21 protein-coding genes are annotated in these 16,754 nt (G+C 67.8%); 17 read left to right on the top strand and 4 right to left on the bottom strand.

Translation table 11 applies throughout. The features are described from left to right. Window positions 1-17 precede the first annotated feature (17 nt). The 8 genes from I8E28_RS20120 to I8E28_RS20085 all read left to right on the top strand — a co-directional run bounded on the left by I8E28_RS20120 (window position 18) and on the right by I8E28_RS20085 (window position 5,799). Entirely contained in the window at window positions 18-353 is a 336-nt protein-coding gene (locus I8E28_RS20120) for an ArsR/SmtB family transcription factor (protein WP_200790000.1), read from the top strand. Between the two features lie 9 nt (window positions 354-362). Next, window positions 363-842 (top strand): ArsI/CadI family heavy metal resistance metalloenzyme, encoded by a 480-nt coding sequence (locus I8E28_RS20115; protein WP_200789999.1) that lies wholly within the window; start codon window positions 363-365, stop codon window positions 840-842. A gap of 2 nt (window positions 843-844) precedes the next feature. After that, window positions 845-1,933 carry an ACR3 family arsenite efflux transporter gene (gene arsB / locus I8E28_RS20110; RefSeq protein WP_200789998.1) on the top strand — a complete coding sequence of 363 codons (1,089 nt, stop codon included), beginning with the start codon at window positions 845-847 and terminating at the stop codon, window positions 1,931-1,933. A gap of 5 nt (window positions 1,934-1,938) precedes the next feature. Then, the gene (gene arsC / locus I8E28_RS20105; RefSeq protein WP_200789997.1) at window positions 1,939-2,361 is read left to right on the top strand and encodes an arsenate reductase (glutaredoxin); all 423 of its coding nucleotides are present in this window, start codon (window positions 1,939-1,941) and stop codon (window positions 2,359-2,361) included. After that, window positions 2,354-3,076 (top strand): arsenical resistance protein ArsH, encoded by a 723-nt coding sequence (gene arsH / locus I8E28_RS20100; RefSeq protein WP_420850230.1) that lies wholly within the window; start codon window positions 2,354-2,356, stop codon window positions 3,074-3,076. The genes arsC and arsH overlap by 8 nt, the downstream gene beginning before the upstream one ends. 379 nt (window positions 3,077-3,455) lie before the next feature. Continuing rightward, on the top strand, window positions 3,456-4,640 hold the full coding sequence (gene soxC, locus I8E28_RS20095; RefSeq protein ID WP_200789995.1) for a sulfite dehydrogenase: 1,185 nt from the start codon (window positions 3,456-3,458) through the stop codon (window positions 4,638-4,640). After that, window positions 4,633-5,217 carry a c-type cytochrome gene (locus tag I8E28_RS20090; protein ID WP_200789994.1) on the top strand — a complete coding sequence of 195 codons (585 nt, stop codon included), beginning with the start codon at window positions 4,633-4,635 and terminating at the stop codon, window positions 5,215-5,217. Before soxC ends, I8E28_RS20090 begins: the two co-directional genes overlap by 8 nt. A gap of 108 nt (window positions 5,218-5,325) precedes the next feature. Continuing rightward, window positions 5,326-5,799 (top strand): DUF1203 domain-containing protein, encoded by a 474-nt coding sequence (locus I8E28_RS20085; RefSeq protein ID WP_200789993.1) that lies wholly within the window; start codon window positions 5,326-5,328, stop codon window positions 5,797-5,799. 46 nt (window positions 5,800-5,845) lie between these two features. Here I8E28_RS20085 and I8E28_RS20080 read toward each other — a convergent pair whose 3' ends face one another. Continuing rightward, complete coding sequence (locus I8E28_RS20080) at window positions 5,846-6,739, bottom strand: RNA polymerase sigma-70 factor (protein WP_200789992.1); 894 nt, start codon at window positions 6,737-6,739, stop codon at window positions 5,846-5,848. A gap of 47 nt (window positions 6,740-6,786) precedes the next feature. Continuing rightward, a complete protein-coding gene (locus tag I8E28_RS20075; RefSeq protein WP_200789991.1) occupies window positions 6,787-7,425 on the bottom strand; it encodes an isochorismatase family protein in 639 nt (212 codons plus the stop codon). 123 nt (window positions 7,426-7,548) lie between these two features. Between I8E28_RS20075 and I8E28_RS20070 the strand changes: the two genes are divergently transcribed. Together I8E28_RS20070 and I8E28_RS20065 are read left to right on the top strand one after the other, a co-directional pair. After that, window positions 7,549-8,010 carry a carboxymuconolactone decarboxylase family protein gene (locus tag I8E28_RS20070; protein ID WP_200789990.1) on the top strand — a complete coding sequence of 154 codons (462 nt, stop codon included), beginning with the start codon at window positions 7,549-7,551 and terminating at the stop codon, window positions 8,008-8,010. Between the two features lie 18 nt (window positions 8,011-8,028). Then, window positions 8,029-8,832 (top strand): alpha/beta fold hydrolase, encoded by an 804-nt coding sequence (locus I8E28_RS20065; protein ID WP_200789989.1) that lies wholly within the window; start codon window positions 8,029-8,031, stop codon window positions 8,830-8,832. A 51-nt stretch (window positions 8,833-8,883) separates the two neighbouring features. On the opposite strand, the gene I8E28_RS20060 is transcribed toward I8E28_RS20065, so the two are convergent. Further along, window positions 8,884-9,768: a LysR family transcriptional regulator gene (locus I8E28_RS20060; RefSeq protein WP_200789988.1), complete on the bottom strand. Its 885-nt coding sequence runs from the start codon at window positions 9,766-9,768 to the stop codon at window positions 8,884-8,886. A 108-nt stretch (window positions 9,769-9,876) separates the two neighbouring features. Here I8E28_RS20060 and I8E28_RS20055 point away from each other — a divergent pair, with 108 nt between their 5' ends. The 7 genes from I8E28_RS20055 (at window position 9,877) to I8E28_RS20025 (ending at window position 15,872) form a co-directional block, all read left to right on the top strand. Continuing rightward, window positions 9,877-11,109, top strand: coding sequence for a GDSL-type esterase/lipase family protein (locus I8E28_RS20055; RefSeq protein WP_200789987.1), 1,233 nt, complete (start codon window positions 9,877-9,879; stop codon window positions 11,107-11,109). Between the two features lie 37 nt (window positions 11,110-11,146). Next, window positions 11,147-12,313 (top strand): MFS transporter, encoded by a 1,167-nt coding sequence (locus I8E28_RS20050; protein WP_200790465.1) that lies wholly within the window; start codon window positions 11,147-11,149, stop codon window positions 12,311-12,313. Beyond that, window positions 12,310-13,002, top strand: coding sequence for an FMN-dependent NADH-azoreductase (locus tag I8E28_RS20045; RefSeq protein WP_200789986.1), 693 nt, complete (start codon window positions 12,310-12,312; stop codon window positions 13,000-13,002). Before I8E28_RS20050 ends, I8E28_RS20045 begins: the two co-directional genes overlap by 4 nt. Continuing rightward, complete coding sequence (locus I8E28_RS20040) at window positions 12,992-13,456, top strand: carboxymuconolactone decarboxylase family protein (protein ID WP_200789985.1); 465 nt, start codon at window positions 12,992-12,994, stop codon at window positions 13,454-13,456. Before I8E28_RS20045 ends, I8E28_RS20040 begins: the two co-directional genes overlap by 11 nt. An 11-nt stretch (window positions 13,457-13,467) precedes the next feature. Further along, window positions 13,468-13,932: a DoxX family protein gene (locus I8E28_RS20035; protein WP_200789984.1), complete on the top strand. Its 465-nt coding sequence runs from the start codon at window positions 13,468-13,470 to the stop codon at window positions 13,930-13,932. A gap of 579 nt (window positions 13,933-14,511) precedes the next feature. Next, a complete protein-coding gene (locus I8E28_RS20030; RefSeq protein ID WP_200789983.1) occupies window positions 14,512-14,973 on the top strand; it encodes a carboxymuconolactone decarboxylase family protein in 462 nt (153 codons plus the stop codon). Window positions 14,974-15,005: 32 nt separating this feature from the next. Beyond that, a complete protein-coding gene (locus tag I8E28_RS20025) occupies window positions 15,006-15,872 on the top strand; it encodes a DMT family transporter (RefSeq protein ID WP_200789982.1) in 867 nt (288 codons plus the stop codon). A gap of 15 nt (window positions 15,873-15,887) precedes the next feature. On the opposite strand, the gene I8E28_RS20020 is transcribed toward I8E28_RS20025, so the two are convergent. Further along, the gene (locus I8E28_RS20020) at window positions 15,888-16,754 is read right to left on the bottom strand and encodes a DUF3626 domain-containing protein (RefSeq protein ID WP_200789981.1); all 867 of its coding nucleotides are present in this window, start codon (window positions 16,752-16,754) and stop codon (window positions 15,888-15,890) included.

Below are 16,754 nucleotides of genomic sequence, written 5' to 3'. Positions count from 1 at the left end.
CAACTATTATTGAATCAATGAACGAAGCAGCCGTCATCAAGGCCCTGGCCGCCCTCGCGCAGCCCGTCCGGCTCCAGGTGTTCCGCGCACTGGTGGTGGCTGGGCCCGCGGGCATGACCCCGTCCACCATGGCCGAGGGGCTCGGCATCTCGCCGAGCGCGTTGTCCTTCCACCTGAAGGAACTCGTCAACGCCGGGCTCGTCACCCAGGAGCGGTCCAGCCGCAATCTCATCTACCGGGGAGAGTTCGCGCAGATGAACGCACTCCTCGGCTACCTGACCGAGAACTGCTGCCAGGGCGCCGGGTGCGTCGTGGAGCGATCCCCCGCGGCCGGCTGCGGCTGCCAACCATAGGAGCCTCCCATGAAGCGATTCCATGTCCACGCCCACGTCGAAGACCTGCAGGCGTCCATTGCCTTCTATTCGAAGCTGTTCGCGGCCGAGCCCACGCGCGTCGAGAGCGACTACGCGAAATGGATGCTGGAGGACCCGCGCGTCAATTTCGCGATCTCCACGCGCGGCGGCACCGTCGGTGTCGACCATCTCGGTATCCAGACGGACACCGACGAGGAGCTCACCGCGCTGAAGGCGCAGGCACAAGCGGCCGACATGGCGCTGTTCGACCAGGGCGAGGCCAGCTGCTGCTACGCGCGCAGCGACAAGTACTGGATCACGGACCCCCAAGGCATCGCCTGGGAACAGTTCCACACTCTGGGGGACATCCCTGTGTTCAACGAGTCCGCGAAAGACGCAGCGGCTCCCGACGCGCAGGCGTCGGCCTGCTGCGCTTCCCGGGGCAAGCCCGTCGCGATCCCGGTGAAAAGCAGCTCCTCCTGCTGCTGACCATGAGCGCAACAGAAGTCGCATCAGACACGTCCGGATTCGCCAAACCGGCCATTGGGTTCTTCGAGCGCTACCTGACGATCTGGGTCGCCCTCTGCATCGTGGCAGGGGTCACCCTCGGGCAGCTCCTTCCCGGTCTCTTCCACGGCATCGCCGCGCTGGAAGTCGCGAAGGTCAACCTGCCCGTGGGCGTGCTGATCTGGATCATGATCATCCCCATGCTCCTGAAGATCGACTTCGGGGCACTCGGCCAGGTGAAGTCGCACGTGCGCGGCATCGGCGTCACCCTCTTCATCAACTGGGCCGTCAAGCCGTTCTCGATGGCGCTGCTGGGATGGGTCTTCATCCGGCATGTCTTCGCGCCCCACCTCCCGGCGGAACAGATCGACAGCTACATCGCTGGGCTCATCCTGCTCGCGGCTGCGCCCTGCACCGCGATGGTGTTCGTCTGGGCGCAGCTGTGCAAAGGCGATCCGTACTTCACGTTGTCCCAAGTCGCGCTGAACGACTCCATCATGGTGGTGGCCTTCGCACCCATCGTGGCGCTGCTGCTGGGACTCTCCTCCATCACGGTGCCGTGGGACACCTTGCTGACCTCGGTGGGCCTTTACATCGTCGTGCCGGCGGTCATCTCGCAGGTCTGGCGAAAGGCCTTGCTGCGCAAGGGCGCGACGCACTTCGAGGCCGCTGTCGCCAGGCTCGGCCCGATCTCGATCGCCGCGCTGCTCCTCACGCTGGTGCTGCTGTTCGCCTTCCAGGGCGAGGCCATCATCGAGCAGCCGCTGGTGATCGCGTTGCTGGCGGTTCCCATCCTGATCCAAGTGATGCTGAACTCGGGCCTGGCGTACTGGCTGAACCGTCGCATGGGCGTGCAGCACTGCGTGGCGGGTCCGTCGGCACTCATCGGCGCGAGCAACTTCTTCGAATTGGCGGTGGCCACTGCCATCAGCCTGTTCGGATTCCAGTCCGGGGCTGCGCTGGCCACTGTCGTCGGCGTCCTGATCGAGGTTCCGGTCATGCTCGCCGTCGTCGCGGTCGTGAACCGCTCGCAGGGCTGGTACGAGAGCGGCATGCGGGCCGCACGAGGGTGACTGCAATGGCGAATGTCACCATCTTCCATAACCCCGACTGCGGCACCAGCCGGAACACGCTGGCCCTCATCCGCCACGCTGGGATCGAGCCCGAGGTTGTCGAATACCTGAAGGCGCCGCCTCCCAAGGAACAGATTCGCGAGCTCCTGGCGGAAATGCACATGTCGGTCAGGGAGCTGCTGAGGGAAAAGGGCACCCCCTATGCCGACCTTGGCTTGGCGGACCCCAAGTGGACGGACGGCCAGCTACTGGACTTCATCCAGCAACATCCGATCCTGATGAACCGGCCGGTTGTCCGGACACCCCTCTGGACCAAGCTGTGTCGCCCGTCCGAAGCGGTCCTGGAACTGCTGCCCGTGGCGAAGCTGGCGCCCTTCACGAAGGAAGATGGCGAAGTCGTGCAGGACAACGGGGTGCGCCGTGCTTGAGGACGATTCGACCTTTACCGCGCTGCGCACCGAGCTTTTCGATGTGCCGACGCAGGACCGGCTGGACGTCCCGGTTCCGTCGCAGCATCGCCCGCGCTTCCTGCTGCTGTACGGATCGTTGCGTGAGCGCTCGTACAGCCGGCTGCTCACGTTCGAGGCCGCGCGCCTGCTGCAAGCGATGGGAGGAGAGACCAGGATCTTCGATCCCACGGGCCTGCCGCTGGCCGACGGGGCGCCGGACACGCACCCGAAGGTCCAGGAACTGCGCAGCCTCGCCGCCTGGGCCGAGGGCATGGTGTGGTGCTCACCGGAGCGTCACGGCTCCATGACCGGCGTGATGAAGACGCAGATCGACTGGATCCCGCTGTCCGTGGGCGCAGTTCGGCCGACGCAGGGCAAGACGCTCGCGGTCATGCAGGTCTCGGGTGGATCCCAGAGCTTCAACGCCGTGAACCAGATGCGCGTGCTCGGGCGCTGGATGCGCATGATCACCATCCCGAACCAATCCAGCGTGGCCAAGGCCTTCGCCGAATTCACGGAGGACGGGCGGATGAAGCCGTCCGCCTTCTACGACCGCGTCGTCGACGTGATGGAGGAGTTGTTCAAGTTCACGCTGCTCACGCGCGATGTCAGCGCGTACCTGGTGGACCGCTACAGCGAGCGCAAGGAGAGTGCCGAGGAACTTTCGAAGCGCGTCGACCAGCGCGCCATCTGAGGCAGCCGAGCTCCTGAAGTTGCCGGCAGCCGCGAGCGGCGGCGGCCGCGGTTGATCGGGTTCAGCTGCGCGGGCAGGACATGCGCGTTCATGGGGTGCGTCAGGACGAATGCGACTTGCATCTGCGATGGCCGGCGTCTGCGCCCTCGGCGCAGCTTTCGGCGGCAGCTGAGTCCGGCCGATGGTCTCCCAGAGCCGGAACCGGGGGGCGGCCGGGTGTCACAACCCTGCCCGCTCGCGCGTCTTGCTTGCAGCACCTCTCGACAACGCTGATCGTCATGCAAACATCTTCGCCTCCCACTTGTCCCGGGCAACTGAGCGTCTTGGTCGTCCCTGCGAGGCCGGCGCCGCGCACCCAACCTGTCAGGGAGCGTGCGATATGAAGCGAAGAAGTGTCCTGGCATCGCTGGCAGCCAGTGCGGCGGGCGGCAGGGCGGCCGCGCAGGAAGCGCGTCAGCTCGGCGCCGGGCGACGGGCATATGGCGGCAGATCGCCGGAGGTGCATGCGACCCGGTTCTTCGGCGACTCGCCCACGCCTGGAACCGGCGCAAGCCGCACGCCGTTGCAGGACACCGTGGGCGTCATCACGCCGTCCTCGCTCCATTTCGAACGACATCACTCCGGCGTCCCGCGCATCGAAGCGGCGCGCCATGAATTGCTGGTCCACGGATTGGCTGGAAGGAGCGTGGCTTTCTCGATGGAAGACCTGCGCCGCCTGCCGTCGGTGTCGCGGGTCCACTTCATCGAGTGCGCCGGCAACAGCGGGCGTGAGCACGCCGGCAATCCGGGCGAGACAGCGCAGAAGAGCCATGGCCTGGTGAGCGGAAGCGAGTGGACAGGCGTGCGACTCAGCACGCTGCTCCGCATCGCGGGTGTACAGGGGCAGGCGCAGTGGGTGGTCGCGGAAGGAGCAGACGCGGCACGCCATTCCCGCAGCATCCCAATCGCGAAGGCCATGGACGATGTCATCGTGGCGTATGCCCAGAACGGCGAGCCGGTCCGCCCTGAGCAGGGCTATCCGCTGCGCCTGGTGGTTCCTGGGTGGGAAGGCAACGTGCACGTGAAGTGGCTGCACCGACTGCAACTCACAGCCGGCCCGGCGATGTCGCGCGACGAGGCGGCGAGCTACACCGACCTGATGCCGGATGGACGTGCATGGCAGTTCAGCTTCGAGATGGACGTCAAGTCGGTGATCCTGCGCCCCAGCGGGGGCCACGCCCTGTCCGGGCCGGGCTTCCACGAGATCTCGGGCATCGCGTGGTCGGGCCGCGGGCGTGTGAAGAGAGTGGACGTGTCAGTGGACGGGGGGCGCACATGGCAACCCGCCGCGTTGCAGCCGCCGGTCCTGGACCGGTCCCTGACGCGATTCACCTTGCCGTGGGCATGGGACGGCCGGGACACGTGGATCATGTCGCGCGCGACCGACGAGACCGGTGACGAGCAACCGACGCGCGATCGCATCGTGGCGATGCGCGGGACCAGGCCCGGCCCAGACGGCTTCAACCACTACAACGGGATCAAGGCGTGGCACGTCACGTCCGGCGGGCAGGTGACGCATGTTTGAGAAGGCAATTGCGTCTGCGCTGCTTGTGACGAGCATCAGCACGGTGGCCCAACCCGGTCCAGCCCCGGCGTGGAAGAGCGTCGGCCGAACGGCCGCCGCGACCGAGGTCACTTCGAAGGCGATCACGGTCTTTCCGGATGGGGCGGGGCTGCCGACCGGCCGGGGCACGGTGGAACGCGGCCGTGACATTTTCGCCGCGAGGTGCGCTGCCTGTCACGGGTGGAAGGCCGAAGGCAACGACTACTACCCTGCGCTGGTTGGTGGGCAAGGCACGTTGAAGAGTCGCGAGCCGATCCTGACAGTGGGAAGCTACTGGCCCCATGCGACCACGCTCTGGGACTACATCCGCCGGGCAATGCCCTACGACGAGCCCGGATCGCTCAGCACCGATGACAGTTATGCGGTGACGTCGTACATCCTGCACCTGAACGGGCTCCTGGAAGCCGACGGCGTCCTCGATCACAAGGTGCTGAGCGCAGTCCGGATGCCGAATCGCGACGGGTTCGTGCCGGATGGCAGACGTGGATCCGCGCGCAACGGCCTGATTCCGCACGACGCGGCTACGGCTGGGCGCTGAGCCCGCGTTCGCGTCGATGCTTGGACCGCCACGAAATGCGGGTCCGGAACTGGCGAGCCTTTGCGCGCTTGCGGCCGGAAACTTGGCATCCTCAATCAAGGAGATTCCATGCCGAGTTACCAGCTCGTTGGCCTGCAACCCGATGAATTCGAACCGCTCTTCCTGCTCACGGACGCCGACTTGAAGGCGCGGGGGATCACGCGGCACAAGGCGGACAGCTTCCCGGGATACCCTTGCCGGATCAGCCTGGAGGATGCTCGGGAAGGCGAAGAGCTGCTGCTCCTGCCCTTCGAGCACCATCGGACCGAATCACCTTATCGGGCCGCGGGCCCGATCTATGTCCGTCGAGGGCAGTCGGCACGCAGCCTTCCCCCCGGAGAGGTGCCGCCGTACGTGACCCGGCGCGTCATCTCCCTGAGAGCCTACGATGAGGACGGCTTGATGCTGGAGGCTGACGTCGTTCCAGGAACTTCCGTCGCAGACCGTCTCGAAGCGATGTTCGCCTCCGACCTGGTCGCCTATGTGCACTTGCACAATGCCAAGCAGGGTTGCTACTCGTGCTTGGCCAGGCGTGTGGCGTGAAGGTCGCTGCACTCGATCCGGCGCGCTGCATCCCGCCCTGCAAGGTTCAAGGCGCGGCCGTGATGCGCGCCAGCTTGTCGGGATTGCGCACGACGTAGAAGGCCACGATGCGCTCGCCGTCGGTCACGACGGCCTGTGCGGATTCGAGCCGGCCGTCGATGAAGCGCAGCAGGCCCGGCGTCCCATTGATGGTGGCGATGCGATACGTGAGGGCGCAGCCGTGGCGCCGGAAGTGCGCCCAGTACAGGTTCGCGACCCGCTCCCCGCCGTGCATGCCTCCGTGCACGGAAGGGACCTTCCCGCCGCCGTCGCCGATCGCGGCAACGTCGTCGGCAAGCAGCGCGCGAATCGCACTGCGGTCGCCGCTGCTGGCCGCCGAGACGAACCGCTGCAGCAATCGCAGGTGCGTGTCGCGCGGCACGTCGAAGCGGGGCCGGTCCAGCTTCAGGCGCTCCGTCGCCCGGTGCACCGCCTGCCTGACCGCCGGCTCGTTCTTGCCGAGCATGTCCGCGATCTCACCGTAGTCGTAGTCGAACGCGTGGCGCAACAGGTACGCCGCGCGTTCTTCAGGTGCCAGCCGCTCCAGCACGTGGAGGAAAGCCAGCGATAACTCGTCGGCGCGCTCGGCAATGGTCTCGGGCGTGCGCTCCTCGACGTCCACGATCGGCTCGGGCAGCCATTCGCCCGCATACGTGGCGCGCTCGGCCTTGGCTGCGCGCAGGCGATCGATGGACAGCCGCGTCGTGGCCGTCACCAGCCACGCTTCGGCGCACTGCACGGACGAGCGATCGGTGTCGCGCCAGCGCAGCCAGACGTCCTGGACGATGTCCTCCGCGTCCGCGCGCAGGCCGAGCATGCGATAGGCAATCCCGAGCAGGCGCGGGCGCAAGAGGACGAAGACATCGCCTGGAGGGTCGACGCAGCCAGGTTTCGGGTTCATGGCACCTAGACGCACGGAGCCCCCGGATTGTGACAACCGCGCGTGACTCAACGGGCCGGCATCTCGAGCGCGCGGCGGTTCGACAGCACCAGGTTGTCGCGGGGCAGCGGCTGGTGCTGCTGCACGGCCTCGACCCAGGCGGCGGTCGACGCCACCGCGGCGAAGCTGCTGTGGAACACGACGCTGAGCACGCGATGGATGTCCTCGGCGCTCGCCCTGCCGGCGGCGTTGGCGTATGACAAGGCGCCGCTCGCGTCGTGCAGGAACTCCATGGTGAAGCCGCGGTGCATGCCCTCGAAGATCGTGGACGCGACGCAGTGCTGCGTCATGTAGCCAGCGACAGACAAGGTGTCGATGTGGCGCGCGGCGAGCCACTCCGCGAGGTCGGTTCCGGCGAACGCGCTGGGGAAGGCCTTGGTGACCAGGTGGTCGCGCGGCCGGCCGGCCACGGCCTCGTGCAGTTCGGCCGCGTGCGTGCCAGGCTGGAACAGGGGAGCACCCTTCGCGGCGTGGTGCTGCACGACGACCACCGGCACCGCGGCCTGTCGCGCGGCGTCCATCGCGGCTGCGACGTTGGGCAGCGTTCGCGTGCGGGGCGGATGCTCGATCGGCAGGCAGCCGCGTTCGAAATACTCGTTCTGCACGTCGATGACGACGAGCGCGCGCTTGGGTGGCTGGGATGGCATGAATGTGCTCCTTTGCGTGCTAGACGATCGGGCCGCCTCGTTTGTGACAGCACCCGGCTGTCACAAGCCGGACAGGCAGGACGTCTTGATGGTGTGTCCCACCTCGAACCACAGGAGTTTTTCATGTCCGCACCTCGCCTCGATTACCACGCCCTCGCACCCAAGGCCGCCAAGGCCGGTGTCCAGTTCTCCCATGCGGCCGGCAGCAGCCTGGACAAGCGCCTGCGGGCCATCATCGACTTGCGCATCAGCCAGATCAACGGCTGCGCGTTCTGCATCGACATGCACTGGGCCGACCTGGCCAGGCAAGGCATGGACCCGCGCCATGTCAATGCCGTGGCAGGCTGGCGGGAGGCGACGCGCTTCTTCAGCGAAGCGGAGCTCGCCGCACTCAATTGGGCGGAGGCGGTGAACGCACTGCCGCAACGCACACCCACTGACGCCGACTTCCAGGCCGTGAAGCGCCACCTGAGCGACGAGCAGGTCGCCGACCTGACGTTCGCCGTCGGCGCGATCCGCTCGTGGAACATGCTGAACGCCAGCTTCCATACGCAGGTTCCCGAAACGCCGTACTTGGCCGACTGAAAGGGACACCGGCATTTCATGCAAACCGGGACAACCTCTTTCATCACCACGGGCGACGGAGTTCGCATCGCGTACCGGTTCGACGGCCGGCCGGATCGACCCGTGTTGCTGCTGTCGAACTCCATAGCCACCGACCTGCACATGTGGGACGGCGAGGTGCCGAAGCTCGTGAGCGACTTTCGCGTCCTGCGCTACGACGCCCGCGGCCACGGCCAGTCGGACGTCCCGTCGGCCGTCTATTCGCTCGACCGGCTCGGGCGGGACGTCGTGGAATTGCTCGATGCGCTGGAACTGCCCCGTGTCCACGTCCTGGGTCTCTCGCTCGGCGGCATCGTGGCGCAGTGGCTCGGCATCCACGTGCCGGACCGCATTGGGGGCCTGGTGCTGTCGAACACCGCTGCGTGCCTCGGCCCGCCAGCGCAGTGGGACGTGGCGATCGCGGAACTGATGGCCGCCCCGGACATGGCCGGGGCGGCAGACATGTTCCTGCGCAACTGGTTCCCCGCCGCGATGCTCGAAGCGGATGGCGCCACAGTGCAGGCGTTCAGGCGCACGCTGCTGACGACGCGTCGCGAAGGCGTGGCCGGCAGCTGGGCGGCCATCCGCGATGCCGACCTGCGGCGCACCATTGCCCTCGTCACGCAGCCCACGCTCGTGATCGCGGGCGAGAACGACACGGTCACCACCGTCCGTCACAGCCAGGAGATCGCGTCCACGATTCCCGACGCGCGGCTGCGCTTGCTGGAAGCCAAGCACCTGCCCAACATCGAGCGGCGCGACGAGTTCCTGGACATCGTCGTTGGTTTCCTGCGGGGCCGGTGATTCCGGCCTCGGCCGGCGTGCCGACGACAGCGCGCGCGAAGCCGCGGTCGACTACCAGGTGGCGATGGACGCCAGCAGGCGCTCCATCACCACCTGCACGCGCGCGGGCAACCGCCGGCGCGGCGCGTAGACCAAGTGCGCCGTCTGGGCGGGGCCGGTCCAGCGCGGCAGAACCCGCACCAACGTGCCTTCTCGCAAGGCCCCGTCCACCATCCAGCAGGGTTGCAGCGCGATGCCAGCCCCGGAATGCACGGCGTTGAGCAGGGCGATCGCGCTGTTCACGCGGTAACGGGAGGGCAGGTTCACGACCAGGCTGTCGTCGGCGCAGGTCAGGCGGACCTCTTCGTCGCTCCGGCCTGCATAGCGCAAGTAGTCGTGGGCGGCGAGGTCTTCCGGCCGCCGCGGACGCCCCCTGCGCCGCACGTAGTCGGGGGAGGCCACCAGGTAGCGCGGCCAGACGGCAAGCTGGCGGGCGACGAGGTCGGCGGGCAGGACTCCACCGATCCGGATCGTCAGGTCGACCCGCTCCTCGACCGGGTCGACGAACCGGTCTTCGAGCAGCAACTCCACCTGCAGGTGCGGCAGGTCCGAAAGGATCTCCAGCATCAAGGCACCGAGCCGCAGTTCGCCGAGCGCCACGGGGGCGGAGATCCGCACCAGCCCGCGCGGCTCTCGCACGCCGCTTGCGACTTCGGCGACGGCCTCTTCGTATTCCTCGAGTACCCGCTTGGCGTTGGCCAGGAAGCGTGCACCTTCCTCGGTGGGCAGCACCCGCTGGCTGCTTCGCTCCAGCAGCCGGGCGCCGATATCGCGCTCGAGCCATGCCACCAGCTTGCTGACAGTGGGCTGGGTGGTCGACATCTCCCTTGCAACTGCGGACAAGCTGCCGAGTTCGACGGCGCGCACGAACGCGCCCATGGCCTTGAGACGATCCATGAATCATTCCAACGGTGAAGAGCCGGTCTTCCATTTTCCGCTCTTCGCTTCCATTCCGGAATGCAGCAAAGTCGCGTCCCTTCAACGCACCGGGACAGGAATTTCACCGTGAGCAAATGGATGACGAGGGTGGGTGTGGCGATGCTGCTGGCTGGGGCCGCGGCCGTGTCGTACGCAGCACCCCGGCACTGGACGACCAGCTGGATCTCCCCCGCCGAGCCGGCGTGGAGCAGCGATTTCGTGCTTCCCCTGGGCATGCCGCCCCTGTTGCGCAACGTGACAATGCGCCAGTTTTTGCGGGTGAGCCTGGGCGGCGACCGCGTGCGGGTCGTGGTCAGCAACGAGTACGGCGATGCACCGCTGAAGGTGGGTGCCGTCCACGTCGGGTTGGCATCCTCGGCCCGCGGCCTGGGTGCCACGTTCCAAGGTGCGCGGGAGGTCATCGTCGCCGCTGGTGCCACGGCAGTGAGCGACCCCATCGCGCTTCCAGTCGCGGCGGGCGCACGCCTGCAGATCGACGTCTACCTGCCCCAGCGCAGCCAGCTCGCGGGCTTCCACTGGGATGCCCGCGACGAGACTTTGATGCTCCATGGCAATGCGGCCGGGCGGCCGTCGCGAGACGGCGCCGAGAAGTTTGCTGCGCGCGCCTTCCTCTCCGCCGTGCTGGTCGAGTCCGCGCAAGAGCCGGTCACCGTCGTCGCGCTCGGCGACTCCATCACCGACGGCAACGGCTCGAGCCCTGGCGCGGATCACCGCTGGCCCGACTTCCTCGCGCGCCGACTCGAACGACGCGGCGTCGCGGTGTTGAACGCGGGCATCTCGGGAAACCGCCTCCTGCGTGCGGGAATGGGCGACAGCGCGCTCGCGAGGCTGGATCGGGACGTGCTGCAGCACGCAGGCGTTCGCGCGCTGATCGTGATGATCGGAACGAACGACATCGGGTGGCCCGGCGGGCCGTTTGCGCCCGATGAGCGTCCACCCAACGCTGCGGAGATCACTGCGGGCTTGCACCAGCTGGCCGAACGGGCGCGCGTGCGGGGCGTGCGTGTCGTCGCCGGCACGCTCCCGCCTTTCGAAGATGCGCTGAAAGGAACGCCGCTGGAAGGCCACTCCAGCCCACAGAAGGAGTCGGTACGGCAGGCGGTGAACGACTGGATCCGCCATTCCGGCGCTTTCGACGCCGTGGTCGATTTCGATCGACTGCTGCGGGATCCGTCCCGTCCGACGCGCCTGCGCGCCGAGTTCGATTCAGGCGACCACCTGCATCCCGGCGATGCCGGCTATCGCGCGATGGCGGATGCCGTCGACCTGGACGACCTCCTGGGCGCTTCCGGGCAGTGAGGACGTGATGGGCCGCGCTCACTCCTCCAGGCATGGCATCCCGTTGCCAGTCCTGGCCTTGGCCCTCGCCGCGTTTGCGGTCGGCACCACCGAGTTCGTGATCATGGGCCTGCTGCCCGCCGTGGCAACCGACCTCGGGGTGGGATTGCCGGATGCGGGGCTGCTGGTCACCGGCTACGCACTCGGGGTCGCGTTTGGCGCGCCACCCGTGGCGGCGCTCGCAGCGCGGGTGCAGCCGCATCGCAGCCTGGCCGCACTCATGCTCGTCTTCATCGCGGGCAACCTGGTGTGCGCCGTGGCGCCGGACTACCGGACGCTGATGGCGGGCAGGATCATCGCGTCGCTGACACACGGTGCTTTCTTCGGCGTCGGCTCCGCCGTGGCGGCCGGCCTCGTTGCCGCCGACAGGCGGGCCGCGGCCATCGCGCTGATGTTCAGCGGGCTGACGCTGGCCAACGTGCTCGGCGTGCCAGCGGGGGCCTGGATCGGCGCACACGCCGGATGGCGGGTCACGTTCTGGATCGTCTGCGCGCTGGGCCTGGTCGCGCTGGTCGGCGTGTGGGCATTGGTGCCGCGGCATGTCGCAACGGCGGCGCCCGGCGCTTCGGCAGGGTGGGGCATCCTGGCCCGCCCGCGCTTCCTGGCGGCGCTGCTGCTCACCGCCACGGGCTTCGGCGGCATGTTCGCGGCACTGACCTATGTCGCCCCGCTGCTCCACGACATCGCCGGGTTTTCGACCGCCCGGGTGAATGCGACCCTGGTCGTGTTCGGCCTGGGCACGACAGTGGGCAACGTTGTCGGCGGCTGGCTCTCGGACCGCTGGCCCGTGCGGTCCATGTTCGCGATCCTGCTGGCGCTCGCGGTCGTCGAGGCGACCCTGTCGCTCGCCGCCTTGCTGCCGGCAGCGGTGGCCGCGGCCAGCTTCCTCTGGGGCCTGGCGGCATTCGCAACCGCTCCGGGCCTGCAGGCCCGCGTGCTGGACGAAGCCCCGGATGCGCCGGCGTTGGCGTCCACGCTGAACATCGGTGCCTTCAACCTCGGCAACGCGGGCGGGGCCTGGCTCGGGGGACGTGCTCTTGCCGCCGACGTGCCCCTCGTCCAGCTTCCGCTCCTCGCCGCCGCGCTCGCTCTCGTGGCGGTCGCCGTGCTGGCCTGGATCACCCTTGACACGCGCATTGCGCGCCATCGAACCACGACCCCATGAACCTGCTTCTCATCAACGCGAGCCCGCGCCGCGAGCGATCGCTGTCGCGGCAACTGGCAACCGCCTTCGTGTCCCAGTGGCTGGCCTTGCGGCCGCACGACGCCGTCTGGGAGCGTGACGTCGGCATCAACCACCCTCCGCTGCTGACCGAGGCATGGATCGCCGCCTGCTTCACGCCCGAGGACCAGCGCACCGCCGCCCAGAGCGACGTGCTGGCCTATTCGGATGCGGCGATCGACGAACTCGCCCGGTCCGACATCGTCGTCATCGCGACACCCCGGTACAACTACGGAATGCCGGCGGCGCTCAAGGCGTGGTTCGACCAGGTGATCCGCATCAACCGCACCTTCAGCTTCGACCGGACGGAAACGACCTGGCCGCTGTCGCCGCTACTTTCAGGCAAGAAGCTGGTGCTGCTGTCCGCCTCCGGCGAGTTCGCTTTCCGCCCCGGCGGCCTGCGCGAGCGCTGGGAGCATCTCGAGCCGCACGTGCGCACCTGCGCGCGCTATCTCGGCGTGTCGGCCAACGACGTCCACCACGTGGCCATCGAGTACCAGGAGTTCGGCGACGAGCGCCATCGCGCGTCGCTCCAGGGAGCGATCAGCGCGGCGAAGGCCTTGGCCAGCGCGCTAGCGACCGCTCAGTCGCCACATCCACGAAGCCAACAGGAGAACAGCAATGCAAGCTGATCGTGAGCCGCCCAAGTCAGACCGCCGCATCCGCGGGGAGCAGATGCTGGAACGCGTCGACGGGAAAGCGGGGATCCGTGTCGTGGAGGGCCTGGCCTCGTCCTTCCCGGACTTCGCAGCCTACGTGCTCGAGTACCCGTTCGGCGACATCTACTCCCGTGCGGGCCTCGGACTGCGCGAACGCGAGATCGCGGCCGTGGCCGCTCTCTGCGCGATGGGGAACGCCGCACCGCAATTGCGGGTGCACATCCACGCCGCATTGAACGTCGGCTGCACCCCGCAAGAGATCTCGGAAGTGTTGATGCAGATGTCGGTGTATGCCGGGTTCCCGGCTGCCTTGAACGGCCTCGCAGCCATGAAGGAGGTCTTCGATGCCGAAGGCATCCAGCTGCCCTGCGGTCAAGGTGCAGTGACTCCTGGTGGGGGCAGCCCGGCGGGAGTGGACGGATGCTGACCCCTGTGCTGATGACCCTGATCCTGGTCCTGCCGTACCTGGTCTGTCGAGCGGTGCTGCGCGACCGAAGGCAGGAGACCCTGCCCGCCGTGGCGGCGGCGAGTACAGGGCTGCTCTTCCTGTTCACGGCCAGTGGACATTTCATCCAGACCGGCCCGATGGTGCAGATGTTGCCCTCCTGGGTACCGGCAAGGGAGCTGCTGGTGTACGCCACCGGGGTACTCGAGATCGCGATAGCGCTCGCGTTGTTCATTCCGCGCTCGCGCCAGGCCGGGGCATGGACTGCGGCGGCCACCCTGGTGGCCTTCTTTCCTGCGAACGTGTACGCGGCGCTGCATCACGTGCCGATGGGCGGCCACGCCTGGGGCCCCGTCTATCTCCTGATCCGCGCGCCGTTGCAGCTCCTCGTCCTGTGGTGGGTCTGGGCCATGGTCCTGCAACCGCTATGCGTCCGGCGCGGGTGCGTCCGATGGTGAACCCGAAGGGGACTCCGGTTCGGTGTGCACGAATTCATTCGGCGGCCGGGGTTTGCCGGCGCGGCGTTGCCTGAGAAACGGCAGCAAGCTGTCGCTGCCCTGCCCGGTGCGCTCGCCAGGATCAGGCAGGTTCGGGTCGGGGATGGGTATGCGATGAGGCATGTTCACGTGCTCGGACGGCCGAGAGGTGTCGGACCGCGAAGCGATTACTGTCGCGGCAAGGCGGAGGACTGGAACTTGGACGCGGGCGGAAACACGAGCGTGGAGATGGCGGAATCGTGGAGCATGAGGTCGCCCTCCCTGCGGTGTTTGAAGAACCGGAAGGCGCCGACGCCGACGCAGAGCACGACCAGGAATGCAATGGTCCAGAGCAGCGGGTCGGTTGGATCGAGACTTGGAAGCATGCTGCAGCATAAGGGATGCACCGTCATCACAGGCAACCAGGGGTTGTTCGGCGCCTGCTTTCCGACTGCCACGCCATTCCAACCGGGAACAGGCCGTCTTCCGGCTTCGCCACTTCGCATCCGGTCCGCGATCCTTGAAAGTCGCAGCCATCCCATCCCCACCCCAGGAGCACCCATGTCCGAACCAAGACTCGACCTTCACGCCCTCGCCCCCCAGGCCGCTCGCGCCGGGGTGCAGTTCTCCCACAGCGCCGGCGCCACGTTGGACAGGCGGCTACGCGCGCTGGTCGACTTGCGCATCAGCCAGATCAACGGCTGTGCGTTCTGCATCGACATGCACTGGGCCGACCTGGTCCGGCAGGGCATGGACCCGCGCCATGCCAATGCCGTGGCTGGCTGGCGCGAGGCAGGGCGCTTCTTCAGCGACGCCGAACGCGCCGCGCTCAACTGGGCGGAGGCGGTGAACGCGGTGCCGAATCGTGCGCCCAGCGATGACGATTTCGCCGCCGTGAAGCGCCACTTGAGCGACGAGCAGATCGCGGACCTCACGTTCGTCGTCGGCGCGATCCGCTCTTGGAACATGCTCAACGCGAGCTTCCACACGCAAGTTCCCGAGACGCCCTTCGTGGCGGGCTGAGACGCGCCGTCGGCACGCAGCCGGGGAAGGCAATGAAGAAGGCCGTGACAGGCGCGTTCGAGATGACCGCCGCGATGGCGATCTCGGGAACCATCGGCTGGTTCGTGGTCCGGTCCGGCCAGCCCGTCGTCGCGTTGTTGTTCTGGCGTTGTGTCTTCGGTGGGGCCGGCTTGCTGCCGTTCTGCATTGCGTTCGGCCATCTCCGGCGCATGCAGAAGCGGCAATTCGCACTCGCAGCGGGAGGCGGCCTCGCGATTGCCCTTAACTGGGTCCTGATCTTCGAGTCGTTCTCGCACGTGCCGATCTCGGTCGCCACGGCCGTCTACAACACGCAGCCGTTCATCCTTCTCGGATTCGGGATGGCATTCCTGGGCGAGAGGATCACCGCCGCGCGATTGGCGTGGCTCGCGCTGGCATTCGGCGGCGTGGTGGCGATCGCGCTGGGCCAGCCTGCTGTCGCCGCCGCAGGCGGCGACTACCCGCTGGGCATCCTGCTTTCCATCGGAGCCGCCTTCCTGTACGCCCTTGCAGCCCTGGCGACCAAGAAGCTGGACGGCACGGCGCCGCAGCTGATCACCTTGATCCACGTCGGCGTGGGTGCCGTGGTGTTCGCCCCCTGGGGCATGCGCGCGGACTTTCCGGTCGACGCAACTGCCTGGTCGTCCCTGGCCGCGATGGGCTTCATCTACACGGCGCTGGTCTTCATCCTTCTGCATTCCGCGATCCAGAAGCTGCCGACGGCGGTGACGGGCGCCCTGTCGTTCATCTACCCCGTCGTCGCCATGATCACGGACGTCGTCGCGTTCGACCAGCGCCTGAGCGCGGCCCAGTGGACCGGGGCAGCGGCCATCCTGGCGGGGGCCGTCGGCATCCAACTGCGGGACACCCGGACCGGGTGAGATTGCGTCGCAGCGTCAGTCCCGGTGCGCACCGGGATCCCCGAAGCGGGCGACGTAGTGCCAGACCCGCTTCAACGCTTGCGCGTCGTACCGCCCGGACCGGGCTGCCTCGCCAAGCAACGCAGGCGTCAGGACGCCATCGCGCGCGAGCGCCAATCCAAGGGCCACGAACTCCGGGCCGCGATAGTCGGGGTGCCGGGCGAGCACGTCGGTGGTCAACACGAATCCCGGATGCCACTCCACCACGCAAGGCAGTTCACCGGCCAGTTCCTCCACGGCCGTGCCGCGATAGCTGGGATCCAGCACCAGCGCCTCGACGTCGGATGCGAGGCGCACGGGTCCATGGACATGTGCTTCGATGGCGTCGTCGAGGGGATCGCGCCGATCGCTCTCGGCGAGTTCGATGAGCGCCATGTTCGCCATCGTGCCGAAGTCGCGCGGTTCGAAGACGCTGTCCGGATAGCAGAACGTCGTGCGCGCCAGCAGCTGCGGCTTGAGCCGAAGGAAGGACGAACCAAAGCGCGGCGCGCCGCCGGTCGCGCGGCGCCTGTAGTTCAACGCGCCGTATTTCGGACGCTCCTCGGCCGGCGCATCGTCGTACGCCCCCGCGAACATCCGGCTCTCCCATGCCCAGCGATCCCCGCCCGGATGCGCAGTGAGGCCGCCGTTGCTCGTGCCGGTCTCGAACTGCGAGCGGTAGAGGCTGTCCCGGGCGAGCACGCGAAGGAGGGGCTCGCCGCGATGGAGCCGGTCGGGGTGGAACTGCAGGGTGACGTGAAGGGAGCGGTCGAGCGGACCGCCGCTGGCAAGGCCTCCCACGTGCTGCAAGGCTCGCGCACAACGCGAACCCGGCCCCGGGATCCATGGCGTCCGATCGAACAT

This window comes from Ramlibacter algicola (assembly GCF_016641735.1).
Taxonomy (GTDB): Bacteria; Pseudomonadota; Gammaproteobacteria; order Burkholderiales; family Burkholderiaceae_C; genus Ramlibacter; species Ramlibacter algicola.
The sequence above is the reverse complement of the archived record's forward strand: the minus strand, read 5'-3'. Positions and strand labels throughout refer to the sequence as shown.

Excerpts from the sequence above, each read along its gene's own strand:
- I8E28_RS20020 (WP_200789981.1), bottom strand. The coding sequence starts at position 16,754 with ATGTTCGATCGGACGCCATGGATCCCGGGGCCGGGTTCGCGTTGTGCG.
- I8E28_RS20045 (WP_200789986.1), top strand. The coding sequence starts at position 12,310 with ATGAACCTGCTTCTCATCAACGCGAGCCCGCGCCGCGAGCGATCGCTG.
- I8E28_RS20060 (WP_200789988.1), bottom strand. The coding sequence starts at position 9,768 with ATGGATCGTCTCAAGGCCATGGGCGCGTTCGTGCGCGCCGTCGAACTC.
- I8E28_RS20035 (WP_200789984.1), top strand. The coding sequence starts at position 13,468 with ATGACCCTGATCCTGGTCCTGCCGTACCTGGTCTGTCGAGCGGTGCTG.
- arsB (WP_200789998.1), top strand. The coding sequence starts at position 845 with ATGAGCGCAACAGAAGTCGCATCAGACACGTCCGGATTCGCCAAACCG.
- I8E28_RS20090 (WP_200789994.1), top strand. The coding sequence starts at position 4,633 with ATGTTTGAGAAGGCAATTGCGTCTGCGCTGCTTGTGACGAGCATCAGC.
- I8E28_RS20070 (WP_200789990.1), top strand. The coding sequence starts at position 7,549 with ATGTCCGCACCTCGCCTCGATTACCACGCCCTCGCACCCAAGGCCGCC.
- I8E28_RS20080 (WP_200789992.1), bottom strand. The coding sequence starts at position 6,739 with ATGAACCCGAAACCTGGCTGCGTCGACCCTCCAGGCGATGTCTTCGTC.
- I8E28_RS20025 (WP_200789982.1), top strand. The coding sequence starts at position 15,006 with ATGAAGAAGGCCGTGACAGGCGCGTTCGAGATGACCGCCGCGATGGCG.
- I8E28_RS20065 (WP_200789989.1), top strand. The coding sequence starts at position 8,029 with ATGCAAACCGGGACAACCTCTTTCATCACCACGGGCGACGGAGTTCGC.
- arsC (WP_200789997.1), top strand. The coding sequence starts at position 1,939 with ATGGCGAATGTCACCATCTTCCATAACCCCGACTGCGGCACCAGCCGG.
- I8E28_RS20115 (WP_200789999.1), top strand. The coding sequence starts at position 363 with ATGAAGCGATTCCATGTCCACGCCCACGTCGAAGACCTGCAGGCGTCC.
- I8E28_RS20040 (WP_200789985.1), top strand. The coding sequence starts at position 12,992 with ATGCAAGCTGATCGTGAGCCGCCCAAGTCAGACCGCCGCATCCGCGGG.
- soxC (WP_200789995.1), top strand. The coding sequence starts at position 3,456 with ATGAAGCGAAGAAGTGTCCTGGCATCGCTGGCAGCCAGTGCGGCGGGC.
- I8E28_RS20030 (WP_200789983.1), top strand. The coding sequence starts at position 14,512 with ATGTCCGAACCAAGACTCGACCTTCACGCCCTCGCCCCCCAGGCCGCT.
- I8E28_RS20075 (WP_200789991.1), bottom strand. The coding sequence starts at position 7,425 with ATGCCATCCCAGCCACCCAAGCGCGCGCTCGTCGTCATCGACGTGCAG.
- I8E28_RS20085 (WP_200789993.1), top strand. The coding sequence starts at position 5,326 with ATGCCGAGTTACCAGCTCGTTGGCCTGCAACCCGATGAATTCGAACCG.
- I8E28_RS20120 (WP_200790000.1), top strand. The coding sequence starts at position 18 with ATGAACGAAGCAGCCGTCATCAAGGCCCTGGCCGCCCTCGCGCAGCCC.